This window comes from Deltaproteobacteria bacterium, assembly GCA_017302835.1.
GTDB lineage: Bacteria > Bdellovibrionota > Bdellovibrionia > Bdellovibrionales > Bdellovibrionaceae > UBA2316.
Genome location: JAFLCC010000009.1, coordinates 105,755 through 124,285 on the forward strand (window position 1 = coordinate 105,755; position 18,531 = coordinate 124,285).

The 18,531-nt window shown below is 36.4% G+C and carries 13 protein-coding genes; 8 read left to right on the forward strand and 5 right to left on the reverse strand.

All coding sequences use genetic code 11. The annotated features are described in order from the left end of the window. Nucleotides 1-76: 76 nt before the first annotated feature. Both J0M15_11445 and J0M15_11450 read right to left on the reverse strand, forming a co-directional pair. Nucleotides 77-1,174 carry a cyclic nucleotide-binding domain-containing protein gene (locus J0M15_11445; GenBank protein ID MBN8537658.1) on the reverse strand — a complete coding sequence of 366 codons (1,098 nt, stop codon included), beginning with the start codon at nucleotides 1,172-1,174 and terminating at the stop codon, nucleotides 77-79. A 71-nt stretch (nucleotides 1,175-1,245) separates the two neighbouring features. Continuing rightward, complete coding sequence (locus J0M15_11450; GenBank protein ID MBN8537659.1) at nucleotides 1,246-2,055, reverse strand: hypothetical protein; 810 nt, start codon at nucleotides 2,053-2,055, stop codon at nucleotides 1,246-1,248. 264 nt (nucleotides 2,056-2,319) lie between these two features. Here J0M15_11450 and J0M15_11455 point away from each other — a divergent pair, with 264 nt between their 5' ends. From J0M15_11455 to J0M15_11475, 5 genes are read left to right on the forward strand one after another with little or no spacing between them, the layout of a single operon-like run. Beyond that, nucleotides 2,320-3,366 (forward strand): hypothetical protein, encoded by a 1,047-nt coding sequence (locus J0M15_11455; GenBank protein MBN8537660.1) that lies wholly within the window; start codon nucleotides 2,320-2,322, stop codon nucleotides 3,364-3,366. A gap of 57 nt (nucleotides 3,367-3,423) precedes the next feature. After that, a complete protein-coding gene (locus J0M15_11460; GenBank protein ID MBN8537661.1) occupies nucleotides 3,424-4,248 on the forward strand; it encodes a hypothetical protein in 825 nt (274 codons plus the stop codon). A gap of 10 nt (nucleotides 4,249-4,258) precedes the next feature. Then, nucleotides 4,259-5,431, forward strand: coding sequence for a hypothetical protein (locus J0M15_11465; protein MBN8537662.1), 1,173 nt, complete (start codon nucleotides 4,259-4,261; stop codon nucleotides 5,429-5,431). 18 nt (nucleotides 5,432-5,449) lie between these two features. After that, complete coding sequence (locus tag J0M15_11470) at nucleotides 5,450-8,179, forward strand: PD-(D/E)XK nuclease family protein (protein ID MBN8537663.1); 2,730 nt, start codon at nucleotides 5,450-5,452, stop codon at nucleotides 8,177-8,179. Continuing rightward, nucleotides 8,143-11,157: a UvrD-helicase domain-containing protein gene (locus J0M15_11475; GenBank protein ID MBN8537664.1), complete on the forward strand. Its 3,015-nt coding sequence runs from the start codon at nucleotides 8,143-8,145 to the stop codon at nucleotides 11,155-11,157. Before J0M15_11470 ends, J0M15_11475 begins: the two co-directional genes overlap by 37 nt. A 33-nt stretch (nucleotides 11,158-11,190) precedes the next feature. On the opposite strand, the gene J0M15_11480 is transcribed toward J0M15_11475, so the two are convergent. Then, on the reverse strand, nucleotides 11,191-12,237 hold the full coding sequence (locus tag J0M15_11480) for a hypothetical protein (protein MBN8537665.1): 1,047 nt from the start codon (nucleotides 12,235-12,237) through the stop codon (nucleotides 11,191-11,193). 20 nt (nucleotides 12,238-12,257) lie between these two features. Between J0M15_11480 and J0M15_11485 the strand changes: the two genes are divergently transcribed. The 3 genes from J0M15_11485 (at nucleotide 12,258) to J0M15_11495 (ending at nucleotide 16,762) form a co-directional block, all read left to right on the forward strand. Further along, entirely contained in the window at nucleotides 12,258-14,162 is a 1,905-nt protein-coding gene (locus J0M15_11485; protein ID MBN8537666.1) for a hypothetical protein, read from the forward strand. Nucleotides 14,163-14,191: 29 nt separating this feature from the next. Beyond that, nucleotides 14,192-16,132, forward strand: a complete 1,941-nt coding sequence (gene acs, locus J0M15_11490) for an acetate--CoA ligase (protein MBN8537667.1) — start codon at nucleotides 14,192-14,194, stop codon at nucleotides 16,130-16,132. 78 nt (nucleotides 16,133-16,210) lie between these two features. Continuing rightward, entirely contained in the window at nucleotides 16,211-16,762 is a 552-nt protein-coding gene (locus tag J0M15_11495; GenBank protein ID MBN8537668.1) for a hypothetical protein, read from the forward strand. Nucleotides 16,763-16,811: 49 nt separating this feature from the next. On the opposite strand, the gene purE is transcribed toward J0M15_11495, so the two are convergent. After that, complete coding sequence (purE, locus tag J0M15_11500; protein MBN8537669.1) at nucleotides 16,812-17,336, reverse strand: 5-(carboxyamino)imidazole ribonucleotide mutase; 525 nt, start codon at nucleotides 17,334-17,336, stop codon at nucleotides 16,812-16,814. Between the two features lie 11 nt (nucleotides 17,337-17,347). Continuing rightward, nucleotides 17,348-18,529 (reverse strand): ATP-grasp domain-containing protein, encoded by a 1,182-nt coding sequence (locus J0M15_11505; GenBank protein ID MBN8537670.1) that lies wholly within the window; start codon nucleotides 18,527-18,529, stop codon nucleotides 17,348-17,350. Nucleotides 18,530-18,531 lie beyond the last annotated feature (2 nt).

Genomic DNA, 18,531 nt, shown 5'->3' on the forward strand with positions numbered 1-18,531 from the left:
AATAATTCACAACCATGCTATTAAAGTAAATATTCAGAGTCATTAAAGATTTTGCAACTCTATGACTCGACGTCTCTCAGCTATTTTTATGCTTTTGATCGTTGCGAATTCGTTGGTAGGCTATGGCTTCGATTTCTTTTGCTAAAAATAAATTATCCGCGAGGAGATCAAAAAAATCAGAAGCGTTGATTTCAAGAAGTAGTCCATCAGTTTTGGTTATGGCGGTAGCGGTTCGAATGCCTTGATTGGTAAAGAGGGCGAGCTCACCAAAGCAATCACCTTGTTTCATTATATTTAAGTTTTTTAAGTTTTTTTGAATTTGAATGGATCCTTGAATTACAACATAAAATTGAGTTCCTGGGGTATTCTCTTTAAATAAGATTTGATTTGCTTTTACTTCTTTAACGATACCACGGTGGATTAATTGATCCACCGTATCCTCAGGCAAAAGAGAAAGGACAGTTGAATTCAATATTCCATGGATGATCCAGAAACGATGTTTAAGGTTCTCTGCAACTTGTTTTTTTATCCAGGGATCAAAAATTTCAGGAAGGTAGGGAATCTTTAAAACACGAACAGGCGAGGTGGCAATGACATCAGCAAGGCGTGGTTCATTTAAGAAGAATCCATATTCACCAAAAAGGCAACCTGGAACCAAGGAGGCAATACAATAGCGTTCTCCTTGTTTGGTTTTTTTATAGATGGAAGCCTGTCCCTCAAGAAGAATATACATATCTCTATCTAGATCATTTTGCTGAATAAGAAGGGTATAGGTGGGATAGGAATAGATTCTTGCATTTTTTAAAAGGAAATCACGAACCTCTGATTTTAAACTTCGGAAAAAAGGGAGATTTTTAATTTCAGTTAATTCTAATTCTTTAGGCGTTGAGGGCTCTACCAAGTGATATTTTTTAGATTCTTGGCGTATCGTTAATTTTTTGAAATATTCCATAAATTCTGGATTAAGTATAATGCGATATTGAGTGAGGTTGTAGATAAGAGAATACAGATCGCTGAAGTGAACTAACCATCCTTGTTTGTAATAAAATCGAACCGTACTTGAAATGCGACGTTCTTGTTGTAAAACCTCGAAATAATCTTTTTGTAAGCGACTCATTTGAAGCTGAGCTACATTTTGCGTGTTAAACTGAATCTCGAGATTTTCAATTTTCATTCTTTTTTAGACAGGCCCTTGGTTCTGGATTTCTAAGATTACTAAATTGCTAAATTTGCTAAATTGAATCATTAAAATGTTAAGCCCAAATTGGTTTTAAAAAAGGAGATAGCGACACCGCGTGGACTGCTGGTCCCACCCCCCGCAGTGATCGAGGCACTGAGTTTATCACAAAGATCTTGATTGGCTCCTTTACCAGAACAACTGATCGTGTAGGTTGAAATGATCACGGAACCTACGCTGCTTTGGACTTTCCCAGCATCGGAGGAATCTGATTCTGTAGAAGAAACGATTAGAGCTAGTTTTGTAGCTTTTTCTAGATCAGTAGCAGGATTCACTGCCTTTGCCGAGGCAATACAACTTGTAAGGTCGTAACCTGAGGTTGAAGGTGTGGAGCATTCCGTAGTGCCAAGAATGGAAGCGAAATAATTTAAAAGAGCTGTAGAAAGATAACCAAAGGAAGAAATTAATGTTTTCCCTTTTGCCCCGGCCTTGAAACAATCGTTAAAAGTGGTGTTCGCATTGGCGGTATCCGTGGCGATGCTTTTTGCTGATGAAAAGGTTATTAGACCCATAAATCCTGAAGTTCCGGAACTCCCTTTGAGGGAATCAAAAGCGGTTGTGTACTTAGTTGGATTTGCAAATCCTTCTCTGACAAAAGCGGCAGCACATCGTATGTTGTAAGAACCTGTCGAGGTAAGGCCGTCAACCTTAGTGACGCAATCCATGGCAGTGCTGGAGGTCGCTTCGTTTAAACATTGTTGGGCATTTCCGATTTTATCAACGTCCTTTTCTGAACCGCAGGAGCTTAGAATAAAAGGAGTATAAAAAAATAAAACGCTTATAAATAAAACTCGGAAGACTTTTGTTAATACTTTCATTTTTACCTCTGCCGTTCATTTGTATTTCGACTAGTACGATCTCACTAAATTATATCTCTAGTTTGAGTTATAAAGTTATTCTAAAAACAAAATAAAGGGATTCAAGAAATTACTCTAGGAACAGGCCTTAGGGCCCGTCTAACAATGAGAATTCAATAAGAACTCATCAAAGGTGGAGTCTTGTTAAGAAATAAAATTAAATTTTAGGCAAAATTAGGGCATAATTTAAGGATGAAAAAAGGATTTTTCTTAGTTTTTTTAGCAATTTCTATTCATTCTTTAGCTAGTGAAAGGGTAGAGTTTTATAATGGGATAAGGCCCTTAGGAATGGGAAATACTCAGGTAGCGACGGTAAATGACGAGACAGGGCTTGTGGTGAATCCTGCAGGGTTAGGAAAATTAAGAAATTATTTTGGTACGATATTTGATCCTGAACTCGATTTGGGAACTAACGCCATGAATACTTACCGAGCAAAAAGTTACAGCAATCCTTTTTCGATTTCAGATGTTTTACCAGCGGTGGCACTGACTCCTGGTGACTATTACCATGCCCGGGGACAGGTGTTTCCATCCTTCGTGGCTAAGAATTTTGGTATAGGAATTTTGGCAAAATATGATTTGAATGCCTTGGCAGAGTCTGCGACGTCCGTAAATACTTTTTACCGGGATGATATCAGTTTATTGCTTGGATACGATTTTAGGTTTTGGGATGGCAGAGTTAAATTTGGTTTTGTTGGTAAGTTAATTAGCAGGATAGAACTGAAAGAAACGGCCTTGGACTCCACTGGATCTTTGGATACGCCCTCCTTGGTGGCTCAAGATAAAATAAAACAAGGGCTGGGCATGGGAGCTGATGTGGGTATGCTATTGACAGCTCCTTGGAATAATCTTCCCACCCTGGGGGTTGTGGTCAGAGATGTTGGGAATACGAAATATGATAAAACTTATTTTAACCGGTTAACAACTAATTTAAAACCAGACACAACTCTCCAGGATATGGATGTGGGGCTTTCCTTTCAGGTCATACATAAGCCAAATGTAAGAAGCATTTGGTCCATTGAATATCAAGGAGTACTCACGGCAAAAGATGAAGAAGATCCATCGAAACTTTATCATGCGGGTTTTGAAGTCAATTTCGGAGACGTATTTTTCTTGCGGGCTGGTTACAATCAAAGGTATTTCACCGGTGGTTTTGAATTAGCTTCCGAAAGATTTCAATTTCAAGTGGCCACCTATGGAGAAGAAATCGGAACTTCCAGTTCTCCTAAGGAAGATCGACGTAATGTTGCTAAGTTCACATTTCGATTCTAATAGTGACAAGGTTGATAAGATATATAATGATAAACGCTCTAAGAGGTAAAGGTGTTCATGGGGACAAAAATAATTGGAATATTTTTTTTATTTTTCATCCTAGGGTGTGGCGGTAATTTATTTAAATTGACAGCCAAGAAGGACACTTCAGAAGCGCTTTATCAGGATGCCAGATCTGCTTTGAATACCTTGGATTATGATACGGCTATTACTAAACTTCTGGAAATTCAAACAAAGGACAGCACTTATTATTTACGTTGTGAAAAAGTCGATGGAATGAAAATTTGCCCAAGGGAAGACCTGGCAGGAGCCTATGCTTCAAAATGTGGATTAAATTTTGTAACCTTTGTGAACTCTTTAGCTTCTTCTACGGGGTCCCCTTTTTTATTTTTTATGCAAAAATTTACATCTGTGAGTGTCGTTCCTGATAAGTGCTATGAGGCTCAAAAGGTGATCGAGACTTTTGGAGCTTCGGCTTCCTTAAGATCATCTGAGCAAAATTTATTTATGGCTATATTAGGAATGGCAAAGATGGGTACTTATCTTAGAGCCAGTGCGGACACCGATCAAGATGGAAGTGCCGATGCCACTTATGATTCTTGCGATTCAACAAAAATATCAGACGATTCTTTAAGGCATGTGATTTCTGGGATGGGACTCGTTCTGGACAATTTAACCGCGGTGACAGCGGTTCTATCAGGAAACTCTTCGGCATTAACAGATCTTGATACCATCAAAGCTACTTGTGGCTCCGCCTGTGAAATTACCGATCCAAATAGCTCTTCTTTTAACGCCACAGTCACTAGAAATCTTCTAAAATCTAGCGACAAAGGGATAGAAACTTCTTCAGGGTGCACTTTCCCATGTTTGGTTTGTCCATGAGGAATAACGTATGAAGAACAAAAAATCATCTCATTCTGTTTTCTTATTTCGGCTGTTGATGAACTTTTTTGTGAATCTGTTTGTGAGTTTATTAGTGGTGAACTTTGGAATGTCTTGCAGAGTTCAAGCTATGGAATTATATGAGTACAACAGACCTATTCGGGCATTGGGAATGGGAAATGTTTATTTAAATTTTGTTAAAGATACGGATGCTCCTTCTGTCAATCCAGCGGCCTTAGGATATGTGAGTGGAATCTCTGTTGAGATGGCTAGTTTAGGTTTGGGAGTTAACGGTTTAGATGCTTACAAAAATTTCAGCAGCTCTCAGGGAGTTAGTTCAAGCTCAGACTACGATAAGTATTTTGGAAAAAAAATCTGGTTAGGAGTGAATGCAAGATTGTCAGCGGTGATGCCAAATTTTGGTATTTCAGCCTATGATGATGGGAAAATTTCGATGATTTTAAGAAATACAGCTTTTCCCAATATTGATATGAATTTTTTGAATGACTATGGGATTATCATCGCGGGAGCCTTTCCTATTGCACCATTGACTTCGATGGGGGTTGCCATCAAACGAATCAATCGCTGGGGAGGGAATCAAACCATTGGTTTAAGCACTATCGCCGCAGGAAACTCAAATACTTTAAGAGATGAGTTTGAAAACAAGGGCGTGGGTTATGGCGGAGATCTCGCTTTAATGATGAAACTCCCATCGCCGCTGACACCCTCTTTCTCCCTTGTTTGGCAGGATATAGGTTCGACGGCTTTTACAAAGACCACAGGTAACGATGCTCCACCTCGAATTAAAGATAATCTTCAAGCGGGTGTAGGGGCCGTTCTAGATTTGCCAGGATTAGATATTTCTGCGGGTTTGGAATACAAACATATTAATGATACGGGAGTGCAAATTGGAAATAAAATTCATACAGGTCTTGAGATTGCTCTGCCATTTATTGATTTAAGAATGGGTACCAATCAGGGGTATGCTACTTTTGGAGCTGGCTTGAGTTTTTTATTTCTTAATCTTGATGCGGCCTACTACAATGTAGAAACAGGAGAGTATCCTGGCCAAACACCAGAAAATCGCATTATGATAGGTCTAAGCATGAACCTTTCTGTGGATGCGAATTTTAATTTTTATGGCAGTGACGGTAAAAAACGAAAATTAAAGCAGCGCAGATAACTTGAAAATTGAAGTCCAATGTTAGAAATAATTAAGTACAATAATAAAAAAATTGTTGAAAAACATTTTTCTGAAATGGATACCGTCAGCAATTCGTGGGTTATCCCCAATCTTAAAACAAAAACGGAACTTCAGGAAAAGAATTTAAAGGAAAAAGGGTATAATTTAAGCTCGACAATTTTACGCATAAGAGATTTATGGACTTCTATTTTTCATAGGGAATTTAATGAGTATAAAATCATTTCCAATGAGACTTTCTTGATTTTAGTTAAAAATATTCTCGAAAAATATAAAACACAAATACAGTTAGATCTCATTGACTATCAGAAAAAATGCAAAGATTTAAATTATTTTATTGGAATGATTTTAGATGATTCATTTGATTTAAATTCCGAAAGATTTATAGAGTGGATGGATGTGTTTGATCGAAGAAAATTTCAACTCAAATCAGAGTTGTTAGTGAATCAATTAATAGCCAAAATTTTGATAAATCAAAAAACAATTCCTTTTGACTGGGTAACGACTTTGCTACAAAATAAAACTCTTGATTTAACTTATTTTAAACAATCTAAATTCTATTTTGATTTAGGCTCGGAAATTTCACATAAAGAGGCAGAGCTTATTTATCAAATTTCTAAAACTAAAGATGTTCTTATCTTTGAAGCTGATTATGGTTTTAATCATAGATATGATTACCTTTTAAAACCCTATGAGTATCTAAATTCCAAATGTTCCAAAGAGTTTAAAAAAAAGATAACCGAAGAAATAAGTGAAAAATCCATACAGCTCCGTCAGTTTTCTAACTCGGTCGCCGAATGCAGAGATGTTGTTGGGCAAGTCAAAGAATGGCTGAATCAGGGGATCCCACCAGAAAAAATTCAAATTTTGGCTCCAGAAATTGAAATGTACTGGCGGCAATTATCTCCACTGTTTAGGTTAGAGAAAGTTCCAGTAAAAAAGGATAAGGTGTTGCCAGTTGTCTCGTTACCTCAAGTGCAAAGAATGATGGCAAAAATAAAGTTTTATCAAAAAACGGCCACAGCAGTTGATTTAGAAAAAATTCTTTTTTTGAATAGTTCAAAAAATCAATATCCATACCAGCAGATGAGAAGTTTATTTTCGTCGCCTTTTTTGACTTATAACGAGCTGATCGCCAAGTTAATTGAATATCTACCTGGTTTTATTGAAAAAGAATTGGGGAGTGGTTTTGCAAATCAACACTTGAACCCCGAAGAAGAAGTCACCCTCGAAAATTTTCTAAATAAATTTTCAAATTTGTTCGAATCTGAATTAAACCAAGAGCAGTTTGATTTTATCATCACTCAATTATTAGCAGAAAACTCTTCCACAATCCTATTTCCTGTAAACGATTGGTTCGAATGGCTCAAGTTGAGTTTCTATCAAATGGAGATGAAAATGGAAGAGAATTCTGTGGGTATTAAAATAGATAGCTTGATGTCAAGCCAGTCCTTTCCTGCAGACTATGTCTATGTGCTAGGGGCTGAAGAGACTCATTTTAGTCAGCAGCATCGTTATCAGATTGAACCTTTAGATATTTTAAGTTTAGCATCAGATTTGGGATATTACTTAGATCATCCTGAATTTAATTTTAAGTCCTATGAACTTGAAACAATTAAAGAAAAAACAAATAAAGAAATGATTTTTTCCTATGCTCAAAGAGATCTTTTAGGGGAAATTACCAACCCCTGTTTCCTTTGGCAAAGAATGGCCTTTGAGAATAAAATTTTAGAAAAGCATAGAGATATTCAAAAGCAAACGACCTGGGATCAGTATCAAAAAATGGACCCACTCGTTTTTGTTAAAAAAGCAAACAGCAATGAGGGGGGCATAAATTACGAAACCAGCCTTTCCCCTTCCTCCATTAAAAAGTATATCGATTGCAGCTTTAAATTCTTTATGGAAAAAGAACTCAAATTGAACGAAACCGACATTGAAGAAATTGATATTTCAAGCAAAGAAAAAGGCCTCTGGTATCATCATGTTTTTCAAAAAATTATTGAGGATCAAAATATTTTTTTTAGTTTTTGGCAAGAAAATAATTCTGATGAACAAAGAAGAAATTTTCTGCAACAACATTTTGAGAAGGAGATTCCGCCTACGGTTTCCAAGGATTTTTGGAGAGTCGTAAGCAAAAAATACTACCAATCCGTGACTAAATTTATCGATCACGAATTAACTTTAAAAAGGAATCATCCAGGTCTTTCAACTTATCAATGTGAGGCCAAATGGGCCGTCTACTTTGATCTGCAAAACCAAAAATGGGCAAATGAAAAACCAGAGAAGGGATTCTTATTAAAAGGAAGTATTGATAGAATATTGATTGATGAAAAGACACAAAAAGCCTGGGTAATTGATTATAAATTAGGATCAACCCAGGCCCTGACCTTTCAAAACTGGCTTAAAGAAGATCATTGGCAATTGTTGTTTTACGTTTTAGCTGTGGAAAAAGGATGGGTTGAAAACCTCAAGAGGGAAGTGGAATTGGCTCAGTTTTGGGTTATCAATAAATGGAATATCAAAAAAGGCTTTGCTATTGAACCTGATCAAATTAGGAAAAACTTAATTTCTGCAGAAGAAAAAAAAGAATTATTTTTAGACTTTGAAAAAAAATTAATCATTTTATTAAATGAAATGCTTTTACATAAGTACATTCCACAGCCAAAGGAAGAAGAGATATGTAAGAGGTGTGATTGGAGCAAGCTTTGTCGAGCCCCCCACTTGAATTAAAAAAAATTATTAGAGCCGGTGCCGGTGCTGGGAAGACAACCACCTTAGTCAATGAGCTTTATCGGTTTTATGATGATTTCAGAAGGCTTCATCATAAGTTACCAAAGGTGGTAATTACCACCTTTACTAAGAAGGCCACTCAAGAACTTAAAGAAAGATTACTCAAAAAAGCCATTGAAGAAAATAACGAGGACTTTTTTGTATATGTTAATAACAAAAGTTTGATACATATTTCAACGATTCACGGGGTGTTGCATCTTGTGATTAAGCAAAGTCTAAATAAATTGGGTTTAAAGTCTGACTTAGAAATCATTTCTGAAAAAGAAGAATATCATATTTATAAAAAGATTTTAAGAAACCTTCTGGTTAATAATGAAGCGTATAGTGAGCTTATTCAGTTCTATTCCATTTCTGATTTGATGATATTTTGTGTGGAATATTTTCATTTGCTATCCCTTGAGATTCAGAGTCGTTTTTACCCTCAAGAAAAATTCGCGCTCAGAGTGAATTCAAGAATAAATGAGCTTCTCAAAAAACTGGATAGTTCAAGTTCTCAGCTTATGAACGAAAAGCTTTCTAAGTCATGGCTAATCTGGTTGGAAACCTTTAAAAAAATGAGAAGTCACCATGCAGATAACTTAGACTTCATTTGGATCAAAGAGTGGCTGGATTCTATGGGTAATAAACCCAGAAGGGCAAAAGAGTCTGATGTTGATTTGTATTCAAAACAAACAGATTTTATTCTAGCCATCGATGAATTACTTTTAATAAGTCAGCGTGGTTACCTCATAAAAAATCTTTTTGTTAAATACCACACGACGATCAGCCTTTTGGAAATATTGGGAAAAGAATTTGCATCTGAAGTAAGGGAATTAAAGAAAAAAGAATCAGGTATGACCTTAAAGGATATTGAACTCTTAGTTTTAGAAAATTTGAAGGTAGATCCCAATATATTTGACGAGTTTTCTGAACCATGGGACTTTTGGATGATTGATGAGTACCAAGACACAAGTCCCTTACAAGAAGAAATATTAAAGTCTCTTATTAAATCTAAGGCCAATTTTCTGGTTGGCGATCCTCAACAAAGCATCTATTTGTTTCGTGGCGCCAGATCAGAGATTTTTGTTAATAAGTTTAAAGAGTATGAAGAAAATGCGGCTACTTTGCTTTTAAATAAAAATTATCGTTCTTCAGCTGGAGTTTTAGATTTTATCAATCATTTTTTTTCTTATGAATTCAACCAATTTCAAACCATGGAAATCACGAAGTCTATTTCTCAACAGGAAAATGATGTCGAGTACTTTGAGGTAACCGAAGACGTCGGTACCATTAAGGGAGCTTTAGCACAAATTTTAACACTCGTAGAGAAGCAAGTGGATCTCGAAGACATTGTCGTTTTATCTCGTACTAACAAAGAACTTATTTTACTTGAAAAAGAATTAAAGAAAACAAATGTTCCCTACTATTATCATTCGGGAGGAAATTTTTTTCATAAACGAGAAATTTTGGATATTTTAATATTCATCAAGTTTTTGTTTAATCCACACGACGATGTTAATTTCATAGGGCTGTTAAGAACACCATGGGTTGGTTTTTCTGACAGTGAAATTCAAAATTTAAAATCCCATCAGAGGGGAAAAAATTCATTTTTCACCTATTTGTATACAGCGAACTCAGAAATTCGATTCGTTCAGCTTTTTAATTATTTAGAAGATTTTTCAAAAAAAGGCTTAGCTGAAACATTGTTAAAATTTCTTTTTTCATCTGGACTGTTAGTTACCAGTTTTCATACAGACCCCAGTGGTCAGACTGAGTCTAACATTTGGAAATTTCTTATCTGGGTGGATGAAATAGTTAATGATGAAAGTAAGGATTTATTATTTGAAATATCACAAGTACTGGATTCTTCCATGGATGAAATGGAACTTGAATCAGAATCGTCAGCACTTCTGGAACCAAAGCGAGTTCAGCTCATGACGATCCATTCATCCAAAGGTCTGCAATTCAAATACGTAGTGCTCTTATCAGCTGAAAGGCGACCACGTTCTACGCATGTGAAACCATTTAGTTATAGTGAGGGGCAGAAAGAATGGACTTTTATTCTTAAAAATGAAGAGGATGATTCCAATATTTACACCCCCTTAGCCTATGATATCAAAGAAGAATTTTCCAAAAGAGAATCTCAAGAATTTTGGCGACTACTCTATGTCGCTCTTACTAGAGCTAAAGAAAAAATCATCATTTTGTCTCCAGAAAGGCCAGAAAGTCAAAGTTGGGCAGAAAAAATTAAGAAATTTTATATTGATAAAATTCAATTATCAAAAAGGGAAAATCAAGCAAGTGTTTTTAAGTTCGCTTTTAGAAAAATAGGAGCTGATGATCTTACAAAGGTTTTGCAGGGAATCCAGGAAAAAAAGCATCAAGGCTATTGCTCCCACTTAGAGGTAGAAAACTTATCTAAAATTTTTGATTCGGCGGGGTCTGGAGTTCATAAATTTTCATTTTCATTGTTGAAAAATAGATATGAGCCTAAAAATTCAGTTAGTTCATTGATGAAAAAAGAAAAAGGGATTGCTGCACATTTTCAATATGAAAGGACTTTATCTCATCTAACGGCATTGTCTCAACTGGCTCCTCAGATAGATTGGGAATCTTTGCTAAAGTCTGGATATAAAGAGTTTGGGTTTTCATATAAAGTTGGCGAGATGCTTTTTGCTGGAAGCATTGATCTTTGGGGATTTACAAAGAAAGACTGTTTCGTTATCGATTACAAAACAGGCGACAAAGTCGATACCGTATCCCATTTAAATCAGCTAAAGTTTTATGCTCAATCTTTGCATTATTTAAATTTTATTAAGAAAACTTTCGTTATCAATTTAATCATCTGTTACATGTCTCAGAAAAAGGTGATCCAAGTTCCGTATGAATTAGTAGATAATGAAACTTTCTTTAAACAGTTGAAGCTGAATCAGTTGTAAGGGCCCTTACAGAATTTTTCCACCGAGCGCGCGTTAAAAGAAATAATTCATGCCAAGGAAAAAGAGAGAGAGCTCAGACTGATAAAATTGAATCGGTACTTCTTCTTGATTCACATTTAAAACCTCGGAGGTACTTGAGTGGCCAAAAAACAGCCTTGCATTTTTGTTCAATTTCCAGAAGAGGATTTCTGATAAATTAGTTCCTGTGACTTGCTGTTGCGAATAAAGAAGAGCTAAGGTATTTTTTAACAATAAATCAACTCCGAAGTATTGATTCTGCATGGTCAGGCTTATTTGATGATTAGAAACCCAATTCATGTTTGAAAGACCATTTGAGCCATCTTGTTGTTTGTAGAAATATTTTAACAGAGAAATGTTGGCTTTGATTTTAAGAAGTCCCTTTGAGACTGGAATTTGTTTATCATACTGTTCTGCAAAGCCAATGCTTGAAAACATTTTGAGTGTTTGTTGAGATACTTTGGAGGTTGGCAAAATGCCTATCACATAAGAATTGAGAGTGGACGAATTTCCCAAGGGCATTGGCGAAAAATACAATTGGGTATAAAAGTCTGAAAAATCACTGGTATATTGGGATTTTAATTCATAATGATAATCAAAATAGTTTTTAATTCGATAAGATTCTTTCGGGTCGTATTCCAGATGACTTGATAATGATAAATAATTTTTTTGTAAAGAGGAGATATTGTAATTAGTAAGTCCCAAATTATATATTAAATTTGGATCTATAATTTCCTTACTTTGAAATTTTTGTGAATAGGAATAAGGTTTTCCATTAGCCAGATCATTAAGGAGGAAAATGGAAAATAACAGGGTGAAGGTGCTGAAGGGCAAAATACCCGTAGTGAAAAAATAAAAAGCTCTTTTGATTAAACCCGTCATATAAATAGGGCCCTTCAATAAGGGTACCACCAAATTAGGAGCACTGATTCTAGAAAGTTCCTGAGCACTGTCATTTTTGCTTAGGAAGTGTATGCCTTTTTTGCTAATGTCTCTTTTTGAGACACCTTTAAGACGGCTAAATCCAATTGCTTTATTTATAAACCAAATTTGTTGGTCCAAAATTAGCTATTCTAGAAAGTATGCGATCATTTTTAATCATAGCTATTTTTACTATGCAGTTTTTTTTATTAGGGTCTACCTCATTAGGTTCGAATCTTTGTGCGATTTATTATAAGAAGGAAAATATAAATTTCGTTTCAGCTGAGTTTGCTAAGGAATTCCCGCGGATTGCTAAAGCGCAACCTGTCGAGGTACGAGTTCATGGTAAAAAAGTTTTGGCTTACAATCGCGAAATTGCTGATTTTTTGAAAAAAGCAAGTGACCTCCCGACTCAAGCTGAATTATCTGAAATCATTCAACTCTTAATAATAAACAAAGTGATGGAGTTTCCATTGACCGAAGAAGGGTATTTGGCCGCGGCTAACAATGGTAATCATGATGGTGGTTATGGTAAGTACATGTGGTTTAGGGATTTAGCTAGATCCTCCCAAGGTTTAAAGTCTTTGGTTCAATTGATAGAAGATGGTCGTGATAAAATACTTTATAATGAGAAAGAAGAGAAAATGACCAAGGCTCTGGTAAGGCTTCTTTCTGAAAAGGAACAAATAGCGAGAACTCTTAATGCTATTATAAATCCCAGGATCATTGATGACCCTGTGACGGGTTATAAAAATGTTCCTTTTGTCAGATTGTCAATAGAGGGAAGAAGAGAAGGACAAGAATTGACTCCAGAAATTATTCAGAATGAGTCAGCCTGGGGCCATAAACAAAATGATGCGATAGCTTTATATGAACAAAATATTTTAGATAAAGTTGCCGCTGGAGAATTGAAAATCGAAATGATGTCAATTGAATCTCAAGCTGAGCTCATTTTCTTGGCAGCTTATTTTCAAAGAGTTAGTTATTTTAAAATGAAAGACCTTGGAGCATGGGAAGAGAAGATGGGTGTTAGGACGTCCTCACTGTCTCTGGTTCTAAGCTTTTTAGAAAGATTTGATCAAGGATGGAAAGGCAATGTTAAGGATAAAAATAAAACTGAAGCTGAAATTAGGAATGAAACGGCCTTTTTTAATAGCCTCAAAGACAATTGGGAAAAAGGACTTTATGATTCAGTTGTAACGAGCTTTCTAGACGGCAGGAAAGTAGATAGACTTACTGAGCACTTTGCATTTCGTAGAGAATTAGATTTAATTAAAAATACCATTAATACCTCCTTTGAATTTCTGCAAAGAGCCATTGGGGAAGGTTATAGTGTTTTAAAGGATCGCTTGCGAGCTCCAAAAATGATGGAAGTCGTTGACCGAAATAACCCGTCCAGTGAAAGGGGTATCGATGCTGCTTTTCTGCATCTGTTGTTGTATCCCCCCAAGGAGATGTCTCTTTATGATCGACTTGAGCTTGTTAATAAAATAAATAATAATGGAGACTTATTAAGGGATTCTGGGTTTGTGAGGTATTTAGATGATTGGTTTTTACTCGGAGGTCCCAATGCAATGAAATTTGCAAATGTTTTAATTCCAGAAAATCCTGATGCGATTGCTGTTGCAGATGGAAATGGATTTCGAAATTCTACTCGAGCCGATCGTGATGAGTTGGTAGCAGAGTATGATAGGCAGAAAGATGCCAAAGACATGTCAAAAATTATTGAAAGAAATGGGACAAGACTCGAGGCTCAATGGTCATTTCAAGATTCCATGCTAGTTCAAATTTATGTACAATTTTACAAAGAAACTAAAAATGAAGAATTTAAAAAGAAGGCTTGGTTTCATTTAAGTCGAGCTTTGGGTTTGATTACGGGTGAGACGCAAATTAATATTGAAGGACAGCCTGTAACCCCTTGGAAAGCACCTGAAGCCTTAATTCCTGTACGAATAATGCACCAAGGAAATCCACAGGTAGTTTATTTTGCAAGCCCCAATTCACCATTAAACTGGACAACCGCCGAGTTAGCAAAGGCCCTTGCTGATTATCAAAGTATTTTATAGGATGAGCTTCGAAGTAAGGAGCCACCCCTATGACCTCTGATATCAAAATTCCAATAAAAGACCACGTTCTTGAATACACACATATCAACAAGTCTAAATACAAACAAATGTATGACGAATCACTTCGAGACCCTGAGGCCTTTTGGGGCCAGCAAGCAGTGGCGCTTTCCTGGTATAAAAAATGGGATAAAGTCAAAGATGTCAGCTTTTTGAAACCCATCAGTATCCAGTGGTATTTGGGAGGGGAATTAAATGTTTCTTACAATTGCATTGATAGGCATTTATTAACGAATGCAAATAAAATTGCGTTTATATGGGAGCCCGATAACCCTCATTCTCCGGCTAAAAAAATTTCCTATAGGGAGCTTTCAATTCAAGTAAATAAATTTGCAAATGTCTTAAAAAAACAAGGCGTGAAAAAAGGAGATAGGGTCACCATTTATTTACCTATGATTCCAGAGGCGGTCTATTCCATGTTGGCTTGCGCGCGAATTGGGGCCGTGCACTCCGTAGTCTTTGGTGGATTTGCTCCAGATTCCATCGTAGATCGAATTAACGATGGAGATTCTCGATTTGTGATTACTGCGGATGAAGGCTTCCGAGGGGGTAAGACAACTTCTCTTAAAAAAAATATTGATAAGGCCTTAGAGAAAACGCCTCAGGTTAAAAAAGTGATCGTGATTCAACATTCTGGAAATCCTGTTTCAATGAATCCCGATAGGGATGTTTGGTACCATCAGGAGGCCATGGTAGTTGATGACTATTGTGAGCCTGAAAGAATGAATTCGGAGGATCCTCTTTTTATTCTTTACACATCCGGTTCAACAAGTAAACCCAAGGGAGTTCTTCACACAACTGGGGGGTATTTGGTCTTTGCCTCTATGACTCATAAATATGTTTTTGATATTCAGGAAAATGATATCTATTGGTGCACGGCAGATGTGGGTTGGGTGACAGGTCACAGTTACATTGTCTACGGGCCCTTGGTGAACGGCTGCACGAGTGTTTTGTTCGAAGGCGTTCCCCATTATCCAAGTACCTCAAGGGTCTGGGAGGTTGTCGACAAACATCAAGTCACCGTTTTTTACACCGCTCCCACTGCGATCAGAGCTTTAATGAGAGACGGCGAATTGCCAGTCCGACGCACTTCTCGAAAATCATTAAGGCTTCTTGGAAGTGTGGGAGAACCCATCAATCCAGAGGCTTGGTTATGGTATTACATCGTTGTGGGTGAAGAACGTTGTCCAATTGTCGATACTTGGTGGCAAACGGAAACCGGTGGGATTTTAATTTCCCCTTTACCTGGGGCTACGACCTTGAAGCCGGGATCCGTGACTCTTCCTTTTTTTGGAATTAAGCCAAAAATGTTAACTCTTGAAGGAAAAGAAATCCTTGGGGAAGGAGAGGGAGTCTTGGTGTTGGAAGACTCTTGGCCAGGACAAATGCGCACTGTTTTTAAAGATCATTCTCGTTTTGAGGAAACTTATTTTTCAAATTACAAAGGTTACTATTTTACAGGGGATGGATGTAAACGTGACAAGGATGGATACTACTGGATTACTGGCAGGGTCGATGATGTCCTAAATGTTTCAGGACATAGGCTTGGTACTGCAGAGATTGAAAGTGCCTTGGTGGCTCATAAGTCCGTAGCTGAAGCGGCAGTTGTGGGCTATCCTCACGATTTGAAAGGCCAAGGTATTTATGTCTTTGTTACTCTGAAAATGGGAATTGAGTATTCAGAGGAGTTAAGAAAAGAGCTCATTCAATGGGTAAGATTGGAGATTGGTCCTATCGCGACACCTGATTTACTTCAATGGGCACCAGCTCTTCCGAAAACAAGGTCAGGAAAAATCATGCGTCGAATTTTGAGAAAGATTGCAGAAAATCTTCCAGATCAACTAGGAGATGTTTCAACCTTAGCAGATCCAAGCGTGGTTGAAGAACTTGTTAAAAACAGATTAAATTTTTAACTTAAATAAAATTTACTTGAAGAAAATTTGAATTTTGTTATGACCTAGAGTACGTTAAGTTATATTTAAGGGGTTTTTGTGAAGAAAGAATGGATGTCATTTTTAGTTTTGGTTTTCATTGGTGTCTTGAGCCGACTTATTCCTCATCCTTGGAATTTTACAGCTGTCACCGCCATGGCACTTTATTCTGGGGTGGCATTTAAGAAAAATAAAATATTCATGTTGGTTCCTATCGTGACTCTATTTTTGTCTGATCTTTATTTGGGATTTCATAACACTCTATTTTTTACCTACTTGGGATTTGGTATCGTAGCCATCATGTCTTCCAGTATTTTTTCTCAAAGTGAATTTTTTAGCAATGGCAAAAATATGGTACTTATGGGGGGGGTGAGTTTGATTGGTAGCCTGCTCTTTTTCCTCGTTAGTAATTTTGGTGTTTGGTTTGCTTCTGGAATTTATGAAAAAAATGCCGCAGGTTTAGTTCAATGTTTTATTGCGGCCATTCCTTTTTTAAGAATCCAAATACTGGGTGATTTATTTTATACGGGTGTTTTTGGAGTGATTTTTACGATCTTGAACGCCAAGGCTCATGGTTCGCAAAAACCAACTCACATGAAGCAACGTTTCTAATAGTGTATTTAAAAGCTTTTCAAACACGCTCTAGTCTACAAGCACGTCATTAATTCTTTTTATTTTTTAAATTCTGGTTCATGAGTTTAACTTTATTTTGTTGAGATTTTACGAACGCATCTAATTTCTTTGCCAGAGAAAGATCGTCTATGGCTAGAATTCTCACGGCCAATAATCCTGCGTTGTAAGCATTGTCAATGGCAACTGTGGCGACAGGAACTCCTTTGGGCATTTGACAGATTGAAAGCAAAGCATCAAGACCTTTAAGTTGACCTTGAGTGACTGGTACTCCTACGACGGGAAGTGTGGTTAAACTCGCGACCATTCCAGGCAAATGAGCAGCGCCACCAGCGCCGGCAATAATCACTTTGATTCCCTTTGATTTGGCTTGTTTTGAAAAAGTATACATCGCCTCTGGTGTTCGATGAGCTGAAACAATTTGAATTTTATAAGTGATAGAAAAAAAATCTAATGCATTCCCTGCCTCATTCATAATTTTAAGATCACTATCGCTACCCATGATGATAGCCACTTTGGCTTTATTGGATTTAGAATTATTTTTTGAAATTTTCATGGGCGGGTCCTCTATAATTTAATTTTTTTTCTTTCAGTAAGAGCTTTTTTTAGAAGGCTATTTGAATTTTTTAGTGAGTAGTTGTCAATATAATTAACATGCCCCATTTTTCGGCCACTACGATTTTCTTTCTTTCCATATAGATGTAAGAAACCTGATAAATCACTGGGAATTATAATTTCAGTATTTGATTTCCCGACTAAATTAATCATGACAAAAGAGAATTTAGCATCAGTGGTTTTTGATGGAAATTTTTTGTTATTAGTCGCTTTCAAATGTAAAGAAAATTGGTCAGCAATGGGGTAATTTAAAGAGTAATGTCCAGAGTTATGAACTCGTGGTGCCGACTCATTTATCAGGAGTCCGTTTTTAGTATTAAAAAATTCAAAAGCTAAGGTTCCGACATAGTTTTGTTTGTTCATTAAAGTTTTTATTTTTTTTGTAATAGAATTGAAATTGGGATGCTGGATTGGACCCTTGACCCAGTCGCATTTAGAATGAGACTGGAATGATTCAACCAAGGGTAAGTGATAAAACTCACCACGAGCATTGCGAAAATACTGACAAGCCAGCTCATTTTTAAATGAAACAAATTCTTCCACAATAAAACCTTTAGAATTTAAGCTGTTAACTGGAGAGTTTTGTTTCCCAGAGAGGGTAGAGTCTAACTGAAAAATTATATTCTGATGATCTTTTAGATTTTTAGAAATATAAGTTCCATAACCATCGTATCCCCCAAATCTTTTTTTAAGAACATAACGGAAGTTAAAATATTTTCCTTTGGTTTCTATGTCAGAAACTGAGTCAATTTTAAAAAAAGGTGCTGTTGGAAGAAGAAACTCTTTAAATAAATTTTTTTGTAACCAGCGATCTTGAAGCGTTTCCATATTATTAAGCGAAGGAAAGATACCATTTTTATTAAAATTTGTTTTAGATAAAACTTTGGCTAATAACTGACAATCTATAAACTCACTCTCAAAAGTAAGTTGATCCACACTCTTTATAAATTTCAGTAAATCTTTTTCATTGTCTGCACGACCTTGAAACCATTGTTGAGTTACCTGAGCCGCAGGATCTTCCTTTGATTCAGAGAAGACATATAGGTTGACCCCTAATTCATGTCCTTTTAAGCAAAGCATGCGAGCCAACTGGCCACCGCCAAGAATTCCAATTTTAGGAAAATGCAAACTCATTT

What these genes read in the sequence shown, in the direction of transcription:
- J0M15_11445 (MBN8537658.1), bottom strand. Translation starts at nt 1,174, where the DNA reads ATGAAAATTGAAAATCTCGAGATTCAGTTTAACACGCAAAATGTAGCT.
- J0M15_11450 (MBN8537659.1), bottom strand. Translation starts at nt 2,055, where the DNA reads ATGAAAGTATTAACAAAAGTCTTCCGAGTTTTATTTATAAGCGTTTTA.
- J0M15_11460 (MBN8537661.1), top strand. Translation starts at nt 3,424, where the DNA reads ATGGGGACAAAAATAATTGGAATATTTTTTTTATTTTTCATCCTAGGG.
- J0M15_11465 (MBN8537662.1), top strand. Translation starts at nt 4,259, where the DNA reads ATGAAGAACAAAAAATCATCTCATTCTGTTTTCTTATTTCGGCTGTTG.
- J0M15_11470 (MBN8537663.1), top strand. Translation starts at nt 5,450, where the DNA reads ATGTTAGAAATAATTAAGTACAATAATAAAAAAATTGTTGAAAAACAT.
- J0M15_11485 (MBN8537666.1), top strand. Translation starts at nt 12,258, where the DNA reads ATGCGATCATTTTTAATCATAGCTATTTTTACTATGCAGTTTTTTTTA.
- acs (MBN8537667.1), top strand. Translation starts at nt 14,192, where the DNA reads ATGACCTCTGATATCAAAATTCCAATAAAAGACCACGTTCTTGAATAC.
- purE (MBN8537669.1), bottom strand. Translation starts at nt 17,336, where the DNA reads ATGAAAATTTCAAAAAATAATTCTAAATCCAATAAAGCCAAAGTGGCT.
- J0M15_11505 (MBN8537670.1), bottom strand. Translation starts at nt 18,529, where the DNA reads ATGAGTTTGCATTTTCCTAAAATTGGAATTCTTGGCGGTGGCCAGTTG.